Source organism: Phenylobacterium sp., assembly GCF_044358365.1.
Lineage (GTDB): Bacteria > Pseudomonadota > Alphaproteobacteria > Caulobacterales > Caulobacteraceae > Phenylobacterium.
Window position 1 is genome coordinate 88,733 of the sequence record NZ_JBIKNZ010000001.1, and the last position, 14,696, is coordinate 103,428.

Sequence of the window (14,696 nt, forward strand, 5' to 3'; positions counted from 1 at the left end):
GGATGGAGCGCCAGGTTCTCCCATACGGCCGCCAGACCATCGAGGACGATGATATCGCCGTCGTGGCTGAAGCATTGCGCGGCGACTTTCTGACCACCGGCCCGGCAGTGGAGGCGTTCGAGGACGCCTTCGCCGCCACTGTCGGCGCACGACACGCCGTGGCCTGTTCGAATGGTACCGCGGCACTGCACCTGGCGATGCTGGCCCTGGACGTAAGGCCCGGAGAGGTGGTGATTGCACCTTCGATTACCTTCCTGGCCACGGCCAATTGCGCCAGATACGTCGGCGCCGATGTGATCTTCGCGGACGTGGACCCAGACAGCGGCCTGATGACGCCTGCGACCCTGGAAGCGGCTCTATCCAAAGTCGGTGGCCGGCGCCTGCGCGCTGTTCTCCCGGTGCATCTACGGGGCGATTCCGTCGACCTTCCAGCCCTCGCAGGGCTGGCCGCCGCCGCTGGCGCTGTTCTGGTGGAAGACGCGCCTCACGCCCTCGGGACAACGATGCGCTACGGCAATGTCGCGGAAACCGTCGGCGACGTGCGCCACTCCGCGATGGCTACGTTCTCGTTTCACCCGGTGAAGACCATCGCAACAGGCGAAGGCGGCATGGTGACCACCAACGATGCAGCCCTGGCCGTGCGGCTTCGCACCCTGCGCAGCCACGGGATGGTGCGGCCGGAGGGTGGTGACCCCTGGTGGTACGAAATGCCGGAGCCCGGCTTCAACTACCGGCTGCCGGACATCCTTTGCGCGCTCGGTCACTCCCAACTGAAGAAACTCCCCCGCTTTGCTGCGCGCCGCCGCGCATTGGCCGTCGCCTATCATGAGGCGCTCTTGCCAATGGCGCCGACCGTCAGGATCGCTGCCCAGCCGGCCTGGAGCGATCCCGTGCTGCACCTTATGACTGTATTGATCGACTTCGACGCTACGGGGCGTTCGCGGCGGCAGGTCGTCGAGGCGCTCAAGGCGCAGGGCGTGGGCAGCCAGGTTCACTACATCCCGGTGCACACCCAGCCCTACTATCAGAAGCTCTACGGCCAGCAGAGTTTGCCCGGCGCGGAGGCGTGGTATGCCCGGTGCCTGTCGTTGCCGCTCTATCCGGGTATGGCTGACGAGGATGTCGACCACGTCGCGTCGGCGTTGAGGGCTGCGCTGGCCTAAAGGTTAGGCTGCCAAGCCTGCCTGCTGGACCAGGTCGCGGAACGTCTCAACCTGCCCCGGTTCAGAGGTCAGGGCGGTATGAATACCACCCTGCTTGACAAGGGTCATCGCCTCGACGCGGGCCCGTTTCGCCGCAGGGCCTGAAGGGGAGGTCTCCCCGCCCGCCATTTTCAACAGCCAGGTCAGTCGCTGCAGGATCGGCGCCTCTGCGCGGGCCAGGGTCTGCGTGATACGCGCGCGGGCTTCAATCTCGCCGCCGATCTCACCCAGTTTCTCCTGGATGGGCAAGGAATCCTCCGGCGCGAGGCCGCATCGTGCCGCCGAGCGCTGCAGAGCCGCCAGGCGGGCCAGGCGCTTCGTTGGTGACTCGTCCGGGGATTCCATTTCCTTGGTGAACCGCAGGGAGTTGGCCGTTGATTTCAACCAACCGCCAGCCTGGCGTTTGTTTGCAGCGCCGATCACGTTCTCTGTAAGCCAGACCAAGGCCTCGAACTCCCCGCCCGCCGTGGATTTTTGGACGAGATAGGCTTCCACAAAATCGCCGGTGACCAGGGTTCTGGATCTGTTCGTGAACGCCGACTGCACCTCTTCCAGAGGCAGCAACTTTCCGGATGCCGCAGTAAGCGACATGCCCAGCGCCCGCAGCATGTCAATCTCTCCTGCCGCATCACCCGGGCACAGCCGCCGCCCAACGGTCAACTCGCGAAGGATGCGCCGCCCGACCGCTGCGCGCGTATCCTGGAAGGCTTCACTCCCCAGCAACATGGCCAGGCGCAGCGCCAGCGGTGACAACTGTGGCATCACCTTGGCGACGGATGGTTCCAACTTCATCAGTCGATCGACCGATTCATAGGCGGCCAGACGAGTCATCGCCGCGAGGGCGCCGCCGAGATGACGACCGCCGCCCATGATGTCGATCATACCCGGTTTGGTTTCCAGTATCTCCGCCAGAGGCTGCTGCAGGACCATGAACGCCAGCCCCCGAGCCGGGCCCTGTTTGGGTGCGGCGTCCGCAAGATCCATCAGGCGCTCGACCTTCTCGGCCCAGGACTTTGCCGGCGCGATCGCAGCCGCCACGCCGGCGCCCAGCAGATAGACACGCTCCGGATCGCTCACGACGCGCTCCGCCGCCGCCGCAAAACCTTCTTTTGCGAGATTGGGAAGGACACCCTTGCGCGAGTCTTCCGTCAACCGAGCGACGGTGCGGTCGATCAGAGTCTGAAAGATCCGCTTGATCTCATGCACGGACCGGTTGCGCGCGTGAGCCTCGGGGATCGAAATCTTCTGGACGGCGTTTTGCAGATCGACACCGGAGGATTCCAGCCTGTCGACAAGGTCGGGTCTGTGCAGAAGTTCAAACGGCGTGGCGTTGTTGCGTTCCAGCCAGGTCTCCAGCAATCGACCGATCCGCTCGCGGGCGTGCAGGGTGTAGAGGTCCTGTGGCGTCACACACAGGGGCTGAGCTTCGACGGTCGGTCGGCTCTTGACGGCCACCCCTGCAGCGCCAAGCTTCAGGATTTCGACGGCCCGGAACTCTTTGGTTTCCTCGTCGAGTGTCTCCTTGGTGACCTTGGCTGCAGCGACACGGCGTTCGTTCATCGCCTCATTGGCGGCCTTGACCGCACCGGCCCGATCTTCCGTGGCCAGCAGCAAGGACCAGGGTGCGCCGGGGATTTTCCGGACAAACACCTCGAAATGAACAGTATATCTTTCCATGGGGTCGCCGGAGTCGCCTCGAGATCGGCTAAAGTCCCACACCAAGTTTAAGCTCACGTTGACTTTGCTGGTTAAATGGCTCGGCCCCATTGAGGCCACGGTCACGGTTCAGTAGCGTGGAGAGGCTTGGCAATGGAGATACCAACCCAAGATGGCGAAAATCACCCTGGTGGACGACGACGAGAATATCGTGACGTCGGTCAGCCTTGCACTTGAAAGCCACGGTCACACCGTGAAGGCCTACTATGACGGCGCCTCCGGCCTCGCTGCGCTTGAGAACGATCCGCCGGATGTGGCCATCCTGGACGTCAAGATGCCGCGGATGGACGGCATGGAGGTGCTCCGCCGCCTCCGCCGGACCTCCGACATGCCGGTGATCATTCTGACATCGAAGGATGAGGAGATTGACGAAATCTTGGGCTTCAACCTCGGCGCCGACGACTACATGCACAAGCCATTCAGCCAGCGCCTGCTGATCGAAAGGGTCAAGGCAGTGCTGCGCCGCGCCGGGCGTGGCGAGATGGACGGCTCTGAAGGCCCATCGATGGCGACGGCTGACGTCGCGGCGCGTGCGCTGAAACGGGGCAAGCTGACCCTGGACCCGGCCCGCCATGAAAGCCTATGGGAAGGCAGGTCGGTGAAGCTCACCGTGACGGAGTTCCTGTTGCTCCAGTCGCTGGCCCAGCGTCCGGGGTTCGTGAAGAGCCGCGACAACCTGATGGATGCGGCCTACGACGATCAGGTCTATGTCGATGACCGTACGATCGACAGTCACATCAAGCGCATGCGGAAAAAGTTCCGCGAGGTGGACCCTGAGTTCGACGCGATCGAAACCCTCTATGGCGTCGGCTACCGATACCGCGAGTCCTGAACCGGCGGCCCGGCGGTCGCGTCTGCGCAGTCTGCCGGGGTCGCGCCTCGGGCGGCTGATCCTGGCGTTGAACCTGCTGGGCTTGGCGATCCTGATCTCCGGCGCCCTGGTGCTCAATGAGTTGCGCCGAGGTCTGGTGAACGCCCGGATCGACAGCCTGACAACCCAGGGCGAGCTGATCGCCAGTATCCTGAACCAGGCCGCCACGGTGGGCGAGCCAGAGCCGCAGATGGACGCGGCGCTGGCCACTGAACTGCTGCAGACCCTATCGAACCCGAAGGCCCAGCGCGCCCGGCTGTTCGATGCGCGGGGCCGCCTGGTCGCTGACAGCGACTGGATGACCGACGAGGTCGAAACCCGTTCCTTGCCGCCCGCCAAGGATCGCGACAATCCTCGCATGGGCCTTGATCGGTTGCTTCATCCGACACCGCCGTCGGCGGCTGAGGTACGCAGGGAGCTGGCCCTCGAGGTGGCGACCGCGCTCCGGGGCAAACGGCACGCGGGGATGCGCCGCGGCGAAAGTGGGGCGCGGGTGGTTTCGGTCTCGATCCCCATCCAGCATGTGCGTGCGGTGCTGGGGGTCGTGACCCTGGAAGCCAGCGATGTGGACGCGATCATCGCGCGCGAACGCGCCGCCCTGATCCCGTTCATCCTGATCGCCATCCTGGTGACCCTTGCCTCTTCGTTGCTGCTGAACAGTCTGGTGGCCCAGCCCGTCCTGCGACTGGCCCGCGCCGCCGACCGGGTGCGGCAGAACCGCGCCGGTGAGATTTCCCTGCCTGATCTGGCCCGTCGCGATGATGAGGTCGGCGACCTGACCCGTAGCCTCGAAGACATGACCCAGGCGCTCAGCGAGCGGATGGGCGCCATTGAGTCCTTCGCTGCCGACGTGGCTCATGAGATCCGCAATCCCCTGACCTCGCTCCGTTCTGCGGTAGAGACCCTGGACCTGGTGGGAGACGGTCCGGCGCGCGAACGGCTGCTGGGCATCCTCAAGAACGACGTCCAGCGGCTGGACCGACTGGTTACCGACATCTCCAACGCCTCGCGCCTCGATGCCGAGTTGTCCCGGGATGCGCCGAAGCGGGTCGACTTCGGCCGACTCATCGGGGACATCGTGGGTCTCTACCAGGCGACCGCCAAACCGGCCGACGTGGGCGTTGTGTTCTCGGCTCCAGACGATCAGGGCGTAGTCGCTGTTCTGGGTCGGGAGGGGCCGCTCAGCCAGATCGTGCGCAATCTGGTCGACAACGCGCGGTCTTTCAGTCCGCCGGGCAGCGCTGTGACGGTGAGCCTTGAGCGGGCGCGCAGCGAGGTCGTGGTATCCGTGGTCGATCAGGGACCGGGCATACCGCAGGAGAACCTGGAGACTGTGTTCGAGCGGTTCTATACGTCGCGGCCGCGCGGCGCGGCCTTCGGCGGCAACTCGGGCCTGGGCCTGTCCATCGCGCGCCAGATCGCCGAAGCCCACGGCGGGCGGCTGACAGCGGCCAATCGGTTGGATCCGGGCGGCCGGATTGCGGGGGCGATCTTCACCCTGGTGCTCCCCGAAGCCGTCGGATGATCCAGCACGCGGGCCTCATTGCGCGACGACGGGGCGGGCTGTGGCGGGGTGTGTTGATCGAGGGCCCATCGGGCGCGGGCAAGAGCGATCTGGCGATCCGCGCACTGGACCACGGCTTCCGGCTGGTCGCTGATGACCGCGTGCTGCTCTGGTCGGCGGGAGGGCGGCTTTACGGCAGGGCGCCGGACATTCTGGCCGGACAGATCGAGGCGCGTGGCCAGGGAATCGCCCGGGTCACCCCGCTGGCCTTCAGCGAGATCACGCTGCTGGTCCGGCTGGGAGCGGCGGAACGCCTGCCCGACCCTGAGTCCACGATCCTCCTTGGCGTAGAAATCCCGCAACTTTGGGTCGATCCTTTCGCGGTATCGGCGCCACACAAGATCGTTCTCGCTTTCTCGGCCTTTGACGCGGCGCACAAGAGGCGTATTTAGCTCGGCGCGCGCCTGTCGTTCTGGCGCCATCGGGTGGGGATGCCCCTTGGAAGATAAGGCATGATCGGCCTTGTGATTGTCACGCACGGCCGACTGGCGCAGGAGTTCATCTCCGCGATGGAGCATGTGGTTGGCCCTCAATTGGCGGTCGAGGCCATCTGCATCGGTCCTGACGACAATATGGAGCGTCGCCGTCAGGATATCCTGGCCGCCTGCGGTCGGGTGGAACAGGGCCAGGGCGTCGTGCTCCTCACCGACATGTTCGGCGGCACGCCCTCCAATCTGGCGATTTCGGTGATGGAGCAAACCAGAGCCGAGGTCATTGCCGGGCTTAACCTGCCCATGCTGATCAAGCTGGCTAGCGTGCGAAGTCGCGTAACGCTTGAAGAAGCGGTTGCCGCCGCTCAGGAAGCCGGGCGAAAGTACATTTCTGTCGCGTCCTATGTTCTGGCCGGAGAGAAGTGAGCGAAGCCTCCCGAACCGTCGAGATCGTCAACAAGCGCGGCCTGCACGCCCGCGCGTCTGCCAAGTTCGTCAAGCTGGCCGCCACCTTTGATGCAGAAGTCCGCGTCTCCCGGGAGGGCCAGACCGTCGACGCCCGCTCTATCATGGGCCTGATGATGCTGGCCGCCGCCACAGGCTGCACCATCGACATCGAGGCCGAGGGCGACCAGGCCGGAGAGGCTGTCGACGCCCTGGTGCAGCTGGTCGCCGCACGGTTCGACGAGGACGAGTAGTCCCTACCTTAATGGGGAGGGACAGACCGCGAAGCGGTCAGGGTGGGGCGGCCACGATCAAGCTCATTCCCTGAAGCCTGCCCTGCTCGCGCAACTGGCATCGCCGCCTCAAGCGCCAGAACGATCTGATCCATCACCCAATCAGTGTCATACCGAACATCCGAAGCCCAGTATCGGAGCGTCCGAAAGCCGTGACGGCGAAGGATCGCATCCCTGATCCTGTCGTGATCGGCCTGGACCGCATCGGCATGTTGCCCGCCATCAACCTCGATCACAATCCGGCGCGCGTAACAGACAAAGTCCAGGAAATATCCCATGAAGGGCGCCTGCCGCCGGATGTGAAATCCTCGCTCGCGAAGGCGCTTGAGCCGGCTCCACAGGATCACCTCCACGTCGCTCATCTGGCCTCGCATTGCACGGGCTCTGGTGATCTCGGGTCTCATGGAAGAAGTATGTTTATGATTTGTACTCATTGCAAGCGTCCAGCTTGACCCCACCTCCCCCACCCTGACCGCTGCGCGGTCCGTCCCTCCCCATTAAGGGAGGGACTTCAAGCGCTCAAATCCCTCCCTTAACGGGGCGGGACAGCGCGCCAAAGGCGCGCAGGGTGGGGCGGCCACGATCAAGCTCATCGCAAGAAACAGCCCTTCACGTCTTCAGCCGCCACCCGGTTCGGAAGATCCAGGTTACCGCCGCCAGGCACACGACCAGGAAACCCAGCGTCGCCGCCAGGCTGACGCCGACGCCCACATCCGACACGCCGTAGAAGCTCCAGCGGAAGCCGCTCACCAGATAGACCACGGGATTGAACAGGGCGATCGTCTTCCAGGCGCCAGGCAGCATCTCGATGGAATAGAAGCTGCCGCCGAGGAAGGTCAGGGGCGTGATCACCAGTGTCGGAATGATCGACAGCTTCTCCCAGCCGTCGGCCCAGATCCCGATAAGGAAGCCGAACAGGCTGAAAGTCACGGAGGTCAGGGCCAGGAAGCCCAGCATCACGAACGGGTGGTTGATCTCAAAGGGTACGAAGATCCGCGCCGTCGCCAGGATCACCATTCCCAGCACCATCGACTTGGTGGCGGCCGCACCCACATAGCCCAGCACCAACTCGGCCGAGGAGATCGGCGCCGAAAGCACCTCATAGATCGTACCCGCAAACTTCGGCATGTAGATGCCGAAGCTACCGTTCGAAACGCTTTCGGTCAGGATCGACAACATCAGCAGGCCAGGCACGATGAAGGCGCCGTAGCTCACGCCGTCCACCGAGGCCATGCGGGCCCCGATCACAGCGCCGAACACCACGAAATAGAGCGACGTCGAGATCACCGGCGCGGCCACCGACTGCACAATGGTGCGGATCCAGCGGTTCATCTCGAACTGATAGATGGCGCGGATGGCGTGGACGTTCATGGCCGGCTCCGCACCAGGCTGACGAAGATGTCTTCCAGGCTGCTTTCGCGGGTCTGCAGATCCTTGAAGTCGATGCCGTGACCGGCCAGCTGCCGGATCAGATCGGCTATGCCGGTCTGCTCGGCCTGGGCGTCGAAAGTGTAGATCAGCTCCGCTCCGCCCGCCGCCAGTTCCAGCGGCTCGCTGGCCAGCTCGCCCGGTAACGCGACCAGCGGTTCCTGAAGATGCAATGTCAGCCGCTTGGTTCCCAGCTTGCGCATCAGGGCGGCTTTCTCCTCCACCAGGATGAGTTCGCCGCCAGAGATCACCCCGATCCGATCGGCCATCTCCTCGGCCTCCTCGATGTAGTGGGTGGTCAGGATGATGGTGACGCCATCGTCGCGCAGCTTGCGAACCATCTCCCACATGTCCCGCCGCAGCTCGACGTCGACGCCGGCTGTGGGCTCGTCCAGGAACAGGATCGTGGGCTCGTGGGAGAGGGCCTTGGCGATCATCACCCGCCGCTTCATGCCGCCGGACAGGGCCTGGATCTTGGCGTCCTTCTTTTCCCACAGGCTGAGGTCGGTCAGCACTTTTTGCAGATAGCTGTCGTTACGCGGCTTGCCGAACAGACCACGCGAGAAGCGGACCGTGTCCCACACCGTCTCAAAAGCGTCGGTGGAAATCTCCTGCGGCACCAGCCCGATCTTGGCCCGGGCGGCGCGGTAGTCGGTCTGGATGTCGTGGCCATCGGCGACCACGGTCCCTGACGTCAGCTTGACCAGACCGCAGACGATGCCGATCAAGGTGGTCTTGCCGGCGCCGTTGGGGCCCAGCAGGGCGAAGATCTCGCCGCGCGCGATGGTCAGGTCGACGCCTTTCAGGGCCTGAAATCTGCCCGCATAGGTCTTCGACAGGGCGTTGATGGTGATGATCGGCGGCACGGGGTCTCCTGCAGTGCGGTCATAGCATCCTGCGACGGCTGGGCGACCAAAACTGCCTGCCGCGCCCCAAATTGGAACATAAGGATTTCTTTATATCCGATTGCTAGAAGATGGTCCGACGGCTATAGGGGCCGCCAATCACAGCCCTTCGACCTCAGGACAGACGATGACCGACTATATCGTGAAGGACCTTTCGCTGGCCGATTTCGGTCGCAAGGAAATCAATATCGCCGAAACCGAAATGCCGGGCCTGATGGCCACGCGCGCCGAGTTCGGCAAATCCCAACCGCTGAAGGGCGCCCGGATCGCGGGCTCCCTGCACATGACCATCCAGACGGCGGTGCTGATCGAGACCCTGCAGGCTCTTGGCGCTGACGTGCGCTGGGCATCGTGCAACATCTTCTCGACCCAGGATCACGCCGCCGCCGCCATCGCGGCCAAGGGCACCCCGGTGTTCGCCATCAAGGGCGAGACGCTTATCGAGTACTGGGAATATGCTCACAAGATCTTCGAGTGGTCGGACGGCGGCTATCCGAACATGATCCTCGACGACGGCGGCGACGCCACCCTGCTCTGCGTGCTGGGTCCCAAGGCCGAGAAGGACGCCAGCATCCTCGACAGGCCGGAGAACGAGGAAGAAGAAGCCCTCTACACCGTGATGAAGCGCTACCTGAAGGAGAAGCCCGGCTTCTATTCGGCGATCCGCGATAGCATCAAGGGCGTGTCGGAAGAGACCACGACGGGCGTCCATCGCCTGTACCAGATGCATGAGCGCGGCGAACTGCCGTTTACAGCCATCAACGTCAACGACAGCGTCACCAAGTCCAAGTTCGACAACCTCTACGGCTGCCGTGAGAGCCTGGTGGACGCCATCCGTCGCGGCACCGACGTGATGCTCTCAGGCAAGGTTGCGGTGGTCCTGGGCTACGGCGACGTGGGCAAGGGTTCAGCCGCCTCGCTCCGCAACGGCGGCGCCCGCGTCATCGTCACCGAGATCGATCCCATCTGCGCCCTGCAGGCGGCCATGGAAGGCTATGACGTCCAGACCATGGACGATGTCGCCGGCAAGGGCGACATCTTCGTCACCGCCACCGGCAACAAGGACGTGCTGACCGTCGACCACATGCGGGCGATGAAGAACAATGCCATCGTCTGCAACATCGGCCACTTCGATTCCGAGATCCAGATCGCCGGTCTTCGCAACTTCAAGTGGGACGAGATCAAGCCCCAGGTCCACCATGTGGAATTCCCGGACGGCAAGAAGATCATCGTGCTGTCAGAAGGTCGTCTCGTGAACCTGGGCAACGCCACCGGCCACCCCAGCTTTGTCATGAGCGCCAGCTTCACCAACCAGACCCTGGCCCAGATGGAGCTCTGGCAGAATGGAGCCAACTACGAGATCGGCGTCCACGTCCTGCCCAAGCACCTCGATGAGAAGGTGGCGATGCTGCACCTGGAAAAGCTGGGTGCGAAGCTGACGGTGCTGTCCAAGGAGCAGGCCGACTACATCGGCGTGCCCACCGAGGGACCGTTCAAGCCGAGCCACTACCGCTACTAGATCGCACTGACGGCGTGGCGGGTGCGAAAGCGGCCGCCACGCCAGACATTTGGAGTGTGGCCCCGGCTCGCCTATATTCGCAGCCCTTCCAGCCAGGGACTATCCATTGGGTGTTACTCTCGATCTCAGCCGCCCGGCGGCCCAACCGCCGGCGACCGTGCGACCGAATCTCTGCGGGATGACGCGCGCTGAGCTGGCGGCGGTGCTGGTCGCGGCCGACGTCGTCCCTGCGGCGAAGGCGAAGATGCGCGCCACCCAGCTCTGGCGCTGGATCCATCACTACGGCGTCACCGACTTCGAGCGGATGACCGACGTGGCCAAGGAAACCCGCACTACCCTGGCTGAGGCCTTCACCCTGGCCCGTCCCGAGATCGTAGAGCGCCAGGTGTCAAAGGACGGCACCCGGAAATACCTGATCCGGCTGGCTCCCGGTATCGAGGTCGAAACCGTCTATATCCCGGACGTGGGCCGTGCGGGCGCGCTTTGTGTTTCCAGCCAGGTGGGCTGCACGCTGAATTGCACCTTCTGCCACACCGGCACCCAGGCGCTGGTGCGCAACCTGACCGCCGCCGAGATCGTGGCGCAGGTCCAGGTCGCCCGCGACGATCTGGAAGAGTGGCCAAGTCCGAAGGAAGACCGCCGGCTTACCAACATCGTCTTCATGGGCATGGGCGAGCCCCTCTACAATCTGGACCATGTGGCCGCGGCCATAGACATCATCGCTGACAACGAAGGCATTGCGATCTCGCGGCGACGTATCACCGTCTCGACTTCCGGCGTTGTGCCCGAGTTGCACGACCTCGGGGAAAAGACCCAGGCCATGTTGGCTATCTCACTGCACGCCACAAACGATGCCTTGCGTGACGTCCTGGTGCCGCTGAACAAGAAGTACCCGCTGGAGCAGCTGATAGCCGGCATCCGCGCCTACCCTGGCCTTTCCAACGCCAGACGGGTGACGTTTGAGTACGTTATGCTGAAGGGCGTCAACGATACCCCGGCCGAGGCTAAGGCGTTGGTGCAACTGCTGAAGGGCATTCCGGCCAAGATCAATCTGATCCCGTTCAATCCATGGCCGGGCACGGCCTATGAATGTTCATCCTGGTCCACCATCGAGGCGTTCGCCGCGATCCTTAACCGGGGTGGCTATGCCTCACCGATCCGGACACCGCGCGGGCGCGACATCCTCGCCGCCTGCGGTCAACTCAAGAGTGAGAGTGAGAAACTACGCGCCAGCGCGCGACGCAGGATCGCCGCGCCGGTGGCAGACGCCTGATCTCACACCGATATTCGAGCCGTGCTAACGCTTGGCCGCGCCGTTAAGGGGAAACCGTATGCCGACGCCCTCACCCGAAATACAGGCCTTTGCCGCCGGTTTTCCGGTCTTTCTGGCCCACTCCGGCGTTACCGTAGTGATCCTGTTTGCCGCAGCGGCACTCTATGTGTTGCTCACGCCGCATAAGGAAATCACCCTGATCCGTGAGGGGAATACTGCGGCAGCGATTTCTCTGGCTGGGGTGCTGGTGGGCCTGGCGATCCCGCTCTCAGCCTCGCTGAAGGCCTCGACCAATGTCATCGAGATCGGGCTCTGGGGCGCCGTCACGGTGGTTGTGCAGCTCCTTGTTTTCCGGCTGACGGACCTGATCCTTCGAGGTCTGCCTAAACGTATTCAGGAGGGTGAGATCTCGGCCGCCGCCCTGCTGGTGGGTGCGAAGCTGGCCACCGCGCTCGTGATCGCGGCCGCGCGCAGCTAGAATGGCGTTGGGCTGAAATGCGTTTCCCACGACTGCCGGACTGGGTGGTCTATGCGGCGGTGGTCGTGGCGTTGCTGTTCGCAGCGCTCGGCCGCGACGAGCGTACGGATGCGCCGCCGCCGCCGCCGCGCAGCAGCGACCCGTTGGGCGAGGCGTTGGGACCTGCTTCGCCGTTCGATCCGGCTGTGGTGGTGGACGTTCCTGCCAAGGCGGGCCCCTCGGCCGGCACCGCCTTTTCCATAGCCCGCTCCGGTGTCTGGCTGACCGCACGGCATGTCGTGGATGGCTGCCAGCGCGTAGCGATCGTGGTTGGCCCGGGAACCGGGGTTGCGGTGAAGGTGCTGGTCGACCCCAAGGGGGAGGCGGCCATGCTCTACACCGAGGGCGGCGCCGCTCCCCTGCCACTGGCGCTCAGCGAACCCCTGCGGCGCGGACAGCGCGCCTTCCATCCGGGTTTCCCGCAGGGTGAGCCTGGTGAGGCCAGCTCACGGCTGCTGGGGCGCGAAAATCTCGTGGTGCGCGGCCATGGCGCCCGAACCGAGCCGGTCTTGGTCTGGGCCGAGACCGGACGCACCGAGGGCCTGAAGGGCACGCTTGGCGGCCTGTCCGGCGCTCCTGCGCTCGACGCGAGCGGGCGTGTACTGGGCGTAACCATTGCCGAAAGCCCGCGACGGGGCCGCATCTATACCACCGCTCCGGAAGTGGTGAGCGCTACCCTCGCCACCAGCGGCCGCCGCCCGGATAGAGGCGCTATCGGCGAGTCCATCACGCCGCAGAACTATTTCTACGTCGCCGACGATCTGCGTCGCGAACTGCAGATCGCCCAGGTCGTCTGTCTCGACGGAACCTGATCGCCTATTCGCTCATTGGCGGCGTTCGGCGCGCCACAAGGAACGCCAGGAACACTGCCGCCACGCCCAGCGCGGCAGAGTAAAGGAAGAACACCAGATAGCCGGCGCCCAGCGCCGCCGGCGTCACCTGAGACTTCTCGATGGCGCCTGCATAGGCCTGCGGAGGCAGACCCGAGAAGAGTGTCTTGAGCGCCGCCATCGGACCGCCCTGATCCGCCGCCGCCGCCGAACCCTCCACAAGCCGCCCGGACTGCGAGGCGATCAGTTTGCCGGGCAGGGCGTAGAGCGATGAAAACAGCGCGTACTGTGTGGCGGTGAAACCGGCTGACGTCAGGCTGGACATGTAGGCGATCAGGCAAGTCCCCGAGATTCCGCCGGCGACATTGTCGATGCCGATGGCCACAAACAGGGCCCAGAGTTCCGGCCCCTGCACCGCCAGCCAGCCAAAAGCGAGATTGCTTAGCGGCCCGGCAAAGGCGCCGATCAGCAGCGCCCGCATCAGGCCTAGCCGCGCCACCGCGTAGCCGCCCAATCCGACGCCGATCACAGTCATCACGACCCCGAACACCTTCCGCGCCTCAGCGATCTCGACCTTGCTGAAGCCCAGGTCCGCATAGAATGGGTTCATGATGTTCAGCACGAAGTCGGAGAGGCGATAGAGGCAGATCAGCGCCAGGATCAAAGCTGCTGTCCCCCGATAGCGCACGAAAAAATCGCGCAAGGGGTCGCCCAGTGCTGCAAACAGATAGACCCCTGGCCGGGTCCGGAATCCGGGGATCGGGCAGACGGCCAGGACGATAACCCCCAGCCCGGCGACGACGGCCAGAAGCTGAAGGTAGATGCCTTCCGGCTTCAACGCCCATGCCTCGGTGATGGCGACACCGGCGTCTGCCAGCCCGACACCTCGCAGGCCCGCCGCCAGAAGTGAAGCGTCAGCCGCAAGGCCACAGCCCAGCAATAGCGCCCCCAGAGCAAAGACCGCCAGGCGCCCGGCCCACTCGGGTAGTTCCAGCGCGGGGCGCTTCGGAACGCCTTCGGCGTGGATCGGCCTGATGGCGTGCTCCCGTTCCCTGGGCGCGAACAGGACGCCGGCCACGCCCAGCAACATCAGTCCGGCCATCACGGCATAGGAGAAATTCCAGCTATAGGCCTCGGCCAGCAAAAGCGGCGCAGCCCCGGCTACCACCATCGCGACCCGGTAGCCCCATTGATAGGCGGCCGCCATGGCGCCCTGCTTCTCGATGTCCGCCGCCTCGATCCGCCAGGCGTCAATGACGATGTCCTGGGTCGCCGAAACAAAGGCCACGAAGGCGGCAAAGGCAGCCATCACGGCCAGATTGCTGGCCGGATCTGTCCCTGAGATCAGCCAGAGCCCGATCATCAGCAACACTTGAAGCACAATCATCCAGCTACGTCGGTGACCGAGCAGGCCTGTCAGGCCGGGCACCCGGGTGCGGTCGATCAGTGGCGCCCAGAGAAACTTCAGTGAATAGGACAGGGTCGCCAGCGCGAAGATCGAAATCACCTTCAGCGACAAACCGGCTTCGCGCAGCCAAAGCGACAGGGTGTCGAAGATCAACAGGTTTGGAAGCCCGGAGGCAAAGCCAAGCGCCAGCATTACCAGTGCGCGGCGCTCAATGAACACCGCCAGGGCCGCCAGCGCACCTCGTTTGGTTTCGGAGGCCTCTGCGCTCATGACCTCTCCTGTCCGGCGGCGACTT

Annotated in this window: 15 protein-coding genes; 10 read left to right on the forward strand and 5 right to left on the reverse strand. The window is 64.4% G+C overall.

All coding sequences use genetic code 11. The annotated features are described in order from the left end of the window. Positions 1-2: 2 nt before the first annotated feature. Positions 3-1,163 (forward strand): UDP-4-amino-4,6-dideoxy-N-acetyl-beta-L-altrosamine transaminase, encoded by a 1,161-nt coding sequence (gene pseC / locus ACIQ3B_RS00505; protein WP_397399059.1) that lies wholly within the window; start codon positions 3-5, stop codon positions 1,161-1,163. A 3-nt stretch (positions 1,164-1,166) separates the two neighbouring features. Here pseC and ACIQ3B_RS00510 read toward each other — a convergent pair whose 3' ends face one another. Beyond that, entirely contained in the window at positions 1,167-2,879 is a 1,713-nt protein-coding gene (locus tag ACIQ3B_RS00510) for a hypothetical protein (protein WP_397399061.1), read from the reverse strand. Positions 2,880-3,030: 151 nt separating this feature from the next. On the opposite strand from ACIQ3B_RS00510, the gene ACIQ3B_RS00515 reads away from it, so the two are divergent. The 5 genes from ACIQ3B_RS00515 to ACIQ3B_RS00535 are packed head-to-tail and all read left to right on the forward strand — an operon-like array spanning position 3,031 to position 6,482. Beyond that, on the forward strand, positions 3,031-3,750 hold the full coding sequence (locus ACIQ3B_RS00515; RefSeq protein WP_397399063.1) for a response regulator transcription factor: 720 nt from the start codon (positions 3,031-3,033) through the stop codon (positions 3,748-3,750). Continuing rightward, positions 3,719-5,314 (forward strand): stimulus-sensing domain-containing protein, encoded by a 1,596-nt coding sequence (locus ACIQ3B_RS00520; protein WP_397399065.1) that lies wholly within the window; start codon positions 3,719-3,721, stop codon positions 5,312-5,314. The genes ACIQ3B_RS00515 and ACIQ3B_RS00520 overlap by 32 nt, the downstream gene beginning before the upstream one ends. Further along, positions 5,311-5,745, forward strand: a complete 435-nt coding sequence (locus ACIQ3B_RS00525) for an HPr kinase/phosphorylase (protein WP_397399067.1) — start codon at positions 5,311-5,313, stop codon at positions 5,743-5,745. The genes ACIQ3B_RS00520 and ACIQ3B_RS00525 overlap by 4 nt, the downstream gene beginning before the upstream one ends. 60 nt (positions 5,746-5,805) lie before the next feature. Next, the gene (locus ACIQ3B_RS00530; RefSeq protein WP_397399069.1) at positions 5,806-6,210 is read left to right on the forward strand and encodes a PTS sugar transporter subunit IIA; all 405 of its coding nucleotides are present in this window, start codon (positions 5,806-5,808) and stop codon (positions 6,208-6,210) included. Continuing rightward, the gene (locus tag ACIQ3B_RS00535; RefSeq protein WP_397399071.1) at positions 6,207-6,482 is read left to right on the forward strand and encodes an HPr family phosphocarrier protein; all 276 of its coding nucleotides are present in this window, start codon (positions 6,207-6,209) and stop codon (positions 6,480-6,482) included. Before ACIQ3B_RS00530 ends, ACIQ3B_RS00535 begins: the two co-directional genes overlap by 4 nt. Positions 6,483-6,490: 8 nt before the next feature. On the opposite strand, the gene ACIQ3B_RS00540 is transcribed toward ACIQ3B_RS00535, so the two are convergent. The 3 genes from ACIQ3B_RS00540 to ACIQ3B_RS00550 all read right to left on the reverse strand — a co-directional run bounded on the left by ACIQ3B_RS00540 (position 6,491) and on the right by ACIQ3B_RS00550 (position 8,815). Then, positions 6,491-6,955: an endonuclease domain-containing protein gene (locus tag ACIQ3B_RS00540; protein WP_397399073.1), complete on the reverse strand. Its 465-nt coding sequence runs from the start codon at positions 6,953-6,955 to the stop codon at positions 6,491-6,493. Between the two features lie 175 nt (positions 6,956-7,130). Continuing rightward, entirely contained in the window at positions 7,131-7,892 is a 762-nt protein-coding gene (locus ACIQ3B_RS00545; RefSeq protein WP_397399075.1) for an ABC transporter permease, read from the reverse strand. Then, the gene (locus ACIQ3B_RS00550) at positions 7,889-8,815 is read right to left on the reverse strand and encodes an ABC transporter ATP-binding protein (RefSeq protein WP_397399077.1); all 927 of its coding nucleotides are present in this window, start codon (positions 8,813-8,815) and stop codon (positions 7,889-7,891) included. Before ACIQ3B_RS00550 ends, ACIQ3B_RS00545 begins: the two co-directional genes overlap by 4 nt. A 166-nt stretch (positions 8,816-8,981) precedes the next feature. On the opposite strand from ACIQ3B_RS00550, the gene ahcY reads away from it, so the two are divergent. From ahcY to ACIQ3B_RS00570, 4 genes are all read left to right on the forward strand, one after another. Beyond that, the gene (gene ahcY / locus ACIQ3B_RS00555) at positions 8,982-10,373 is read left to right on the forward strand and encodes an adenosylhomocysteinase (RefSeq protein ID WP_397399079.1); all 1,392 of its coding nucleotides are present in this window, start codon (positions 8,982-8,984) and stop codon (positions 10,371-10,373) included. A gap of 106 nt (positions 10,374-10,479) precedes the next feature. Then, positions 10,480-11,646 carry a 23S rRNA (adenine(2503)-C(2))-methyltransferase RlmN gene (rlmN, locus tag ACIQ3B_RS00560; RefSeq protein ID WP_397399081.1) on the forward strand — a complete coding sequence of 389 codons (1,167 nt, stop codon included), beginning with the start codon at positions 10,480-10,482 and terminating at the stop codon, positions 11,644-11,646. 58 nt (positions 11,647-11,704) lie between these two features. Next, positions 11,705-12,124 carry a DUF350 domain-containing protein gene (locus ACIQ3B_RS00565; protein WP_397399083.1) on the forward strand — a complete coding sequence of 140 codons (420 nt, stop codon included), beginning with the start codon at positions 11,705-11,707 and terminating at the stop codon, positions 12,122-12,124. A 17-nt stretch (positions 12,125-12,141) separates the two neighbouring features. Beyond that, positions 12,142-12,975: a serine protease gene (locus tag ACIQ3B_RS00570; protein WP_397399085.1), complete on the forward strand. Its 834-nt coding sequence runs from the start codon at positions 12,142-12,144 to the stop codon at positions 12,973-12,975. 4 nt (positions 12,976-12,979) lie between these two features. Here ACIQ3B_RS00570 and ACIQ3B_RS00575 read toward each other — a convergent pair whose 3' ends face one another. Further along, positions 12,980-14,671, reverse strand: a complete 1,692-nt coding sequence (locus ACIQ3B_RS00575; RefSeq protein ID WP_397399087.1) for an AmpG family muropeptide MFS transporter — start codon at positions 14,669-14,671, stop codon at positions 12,980-12,982. Positions 14,672-14,696: the final 25 nt, after the last annotated feature.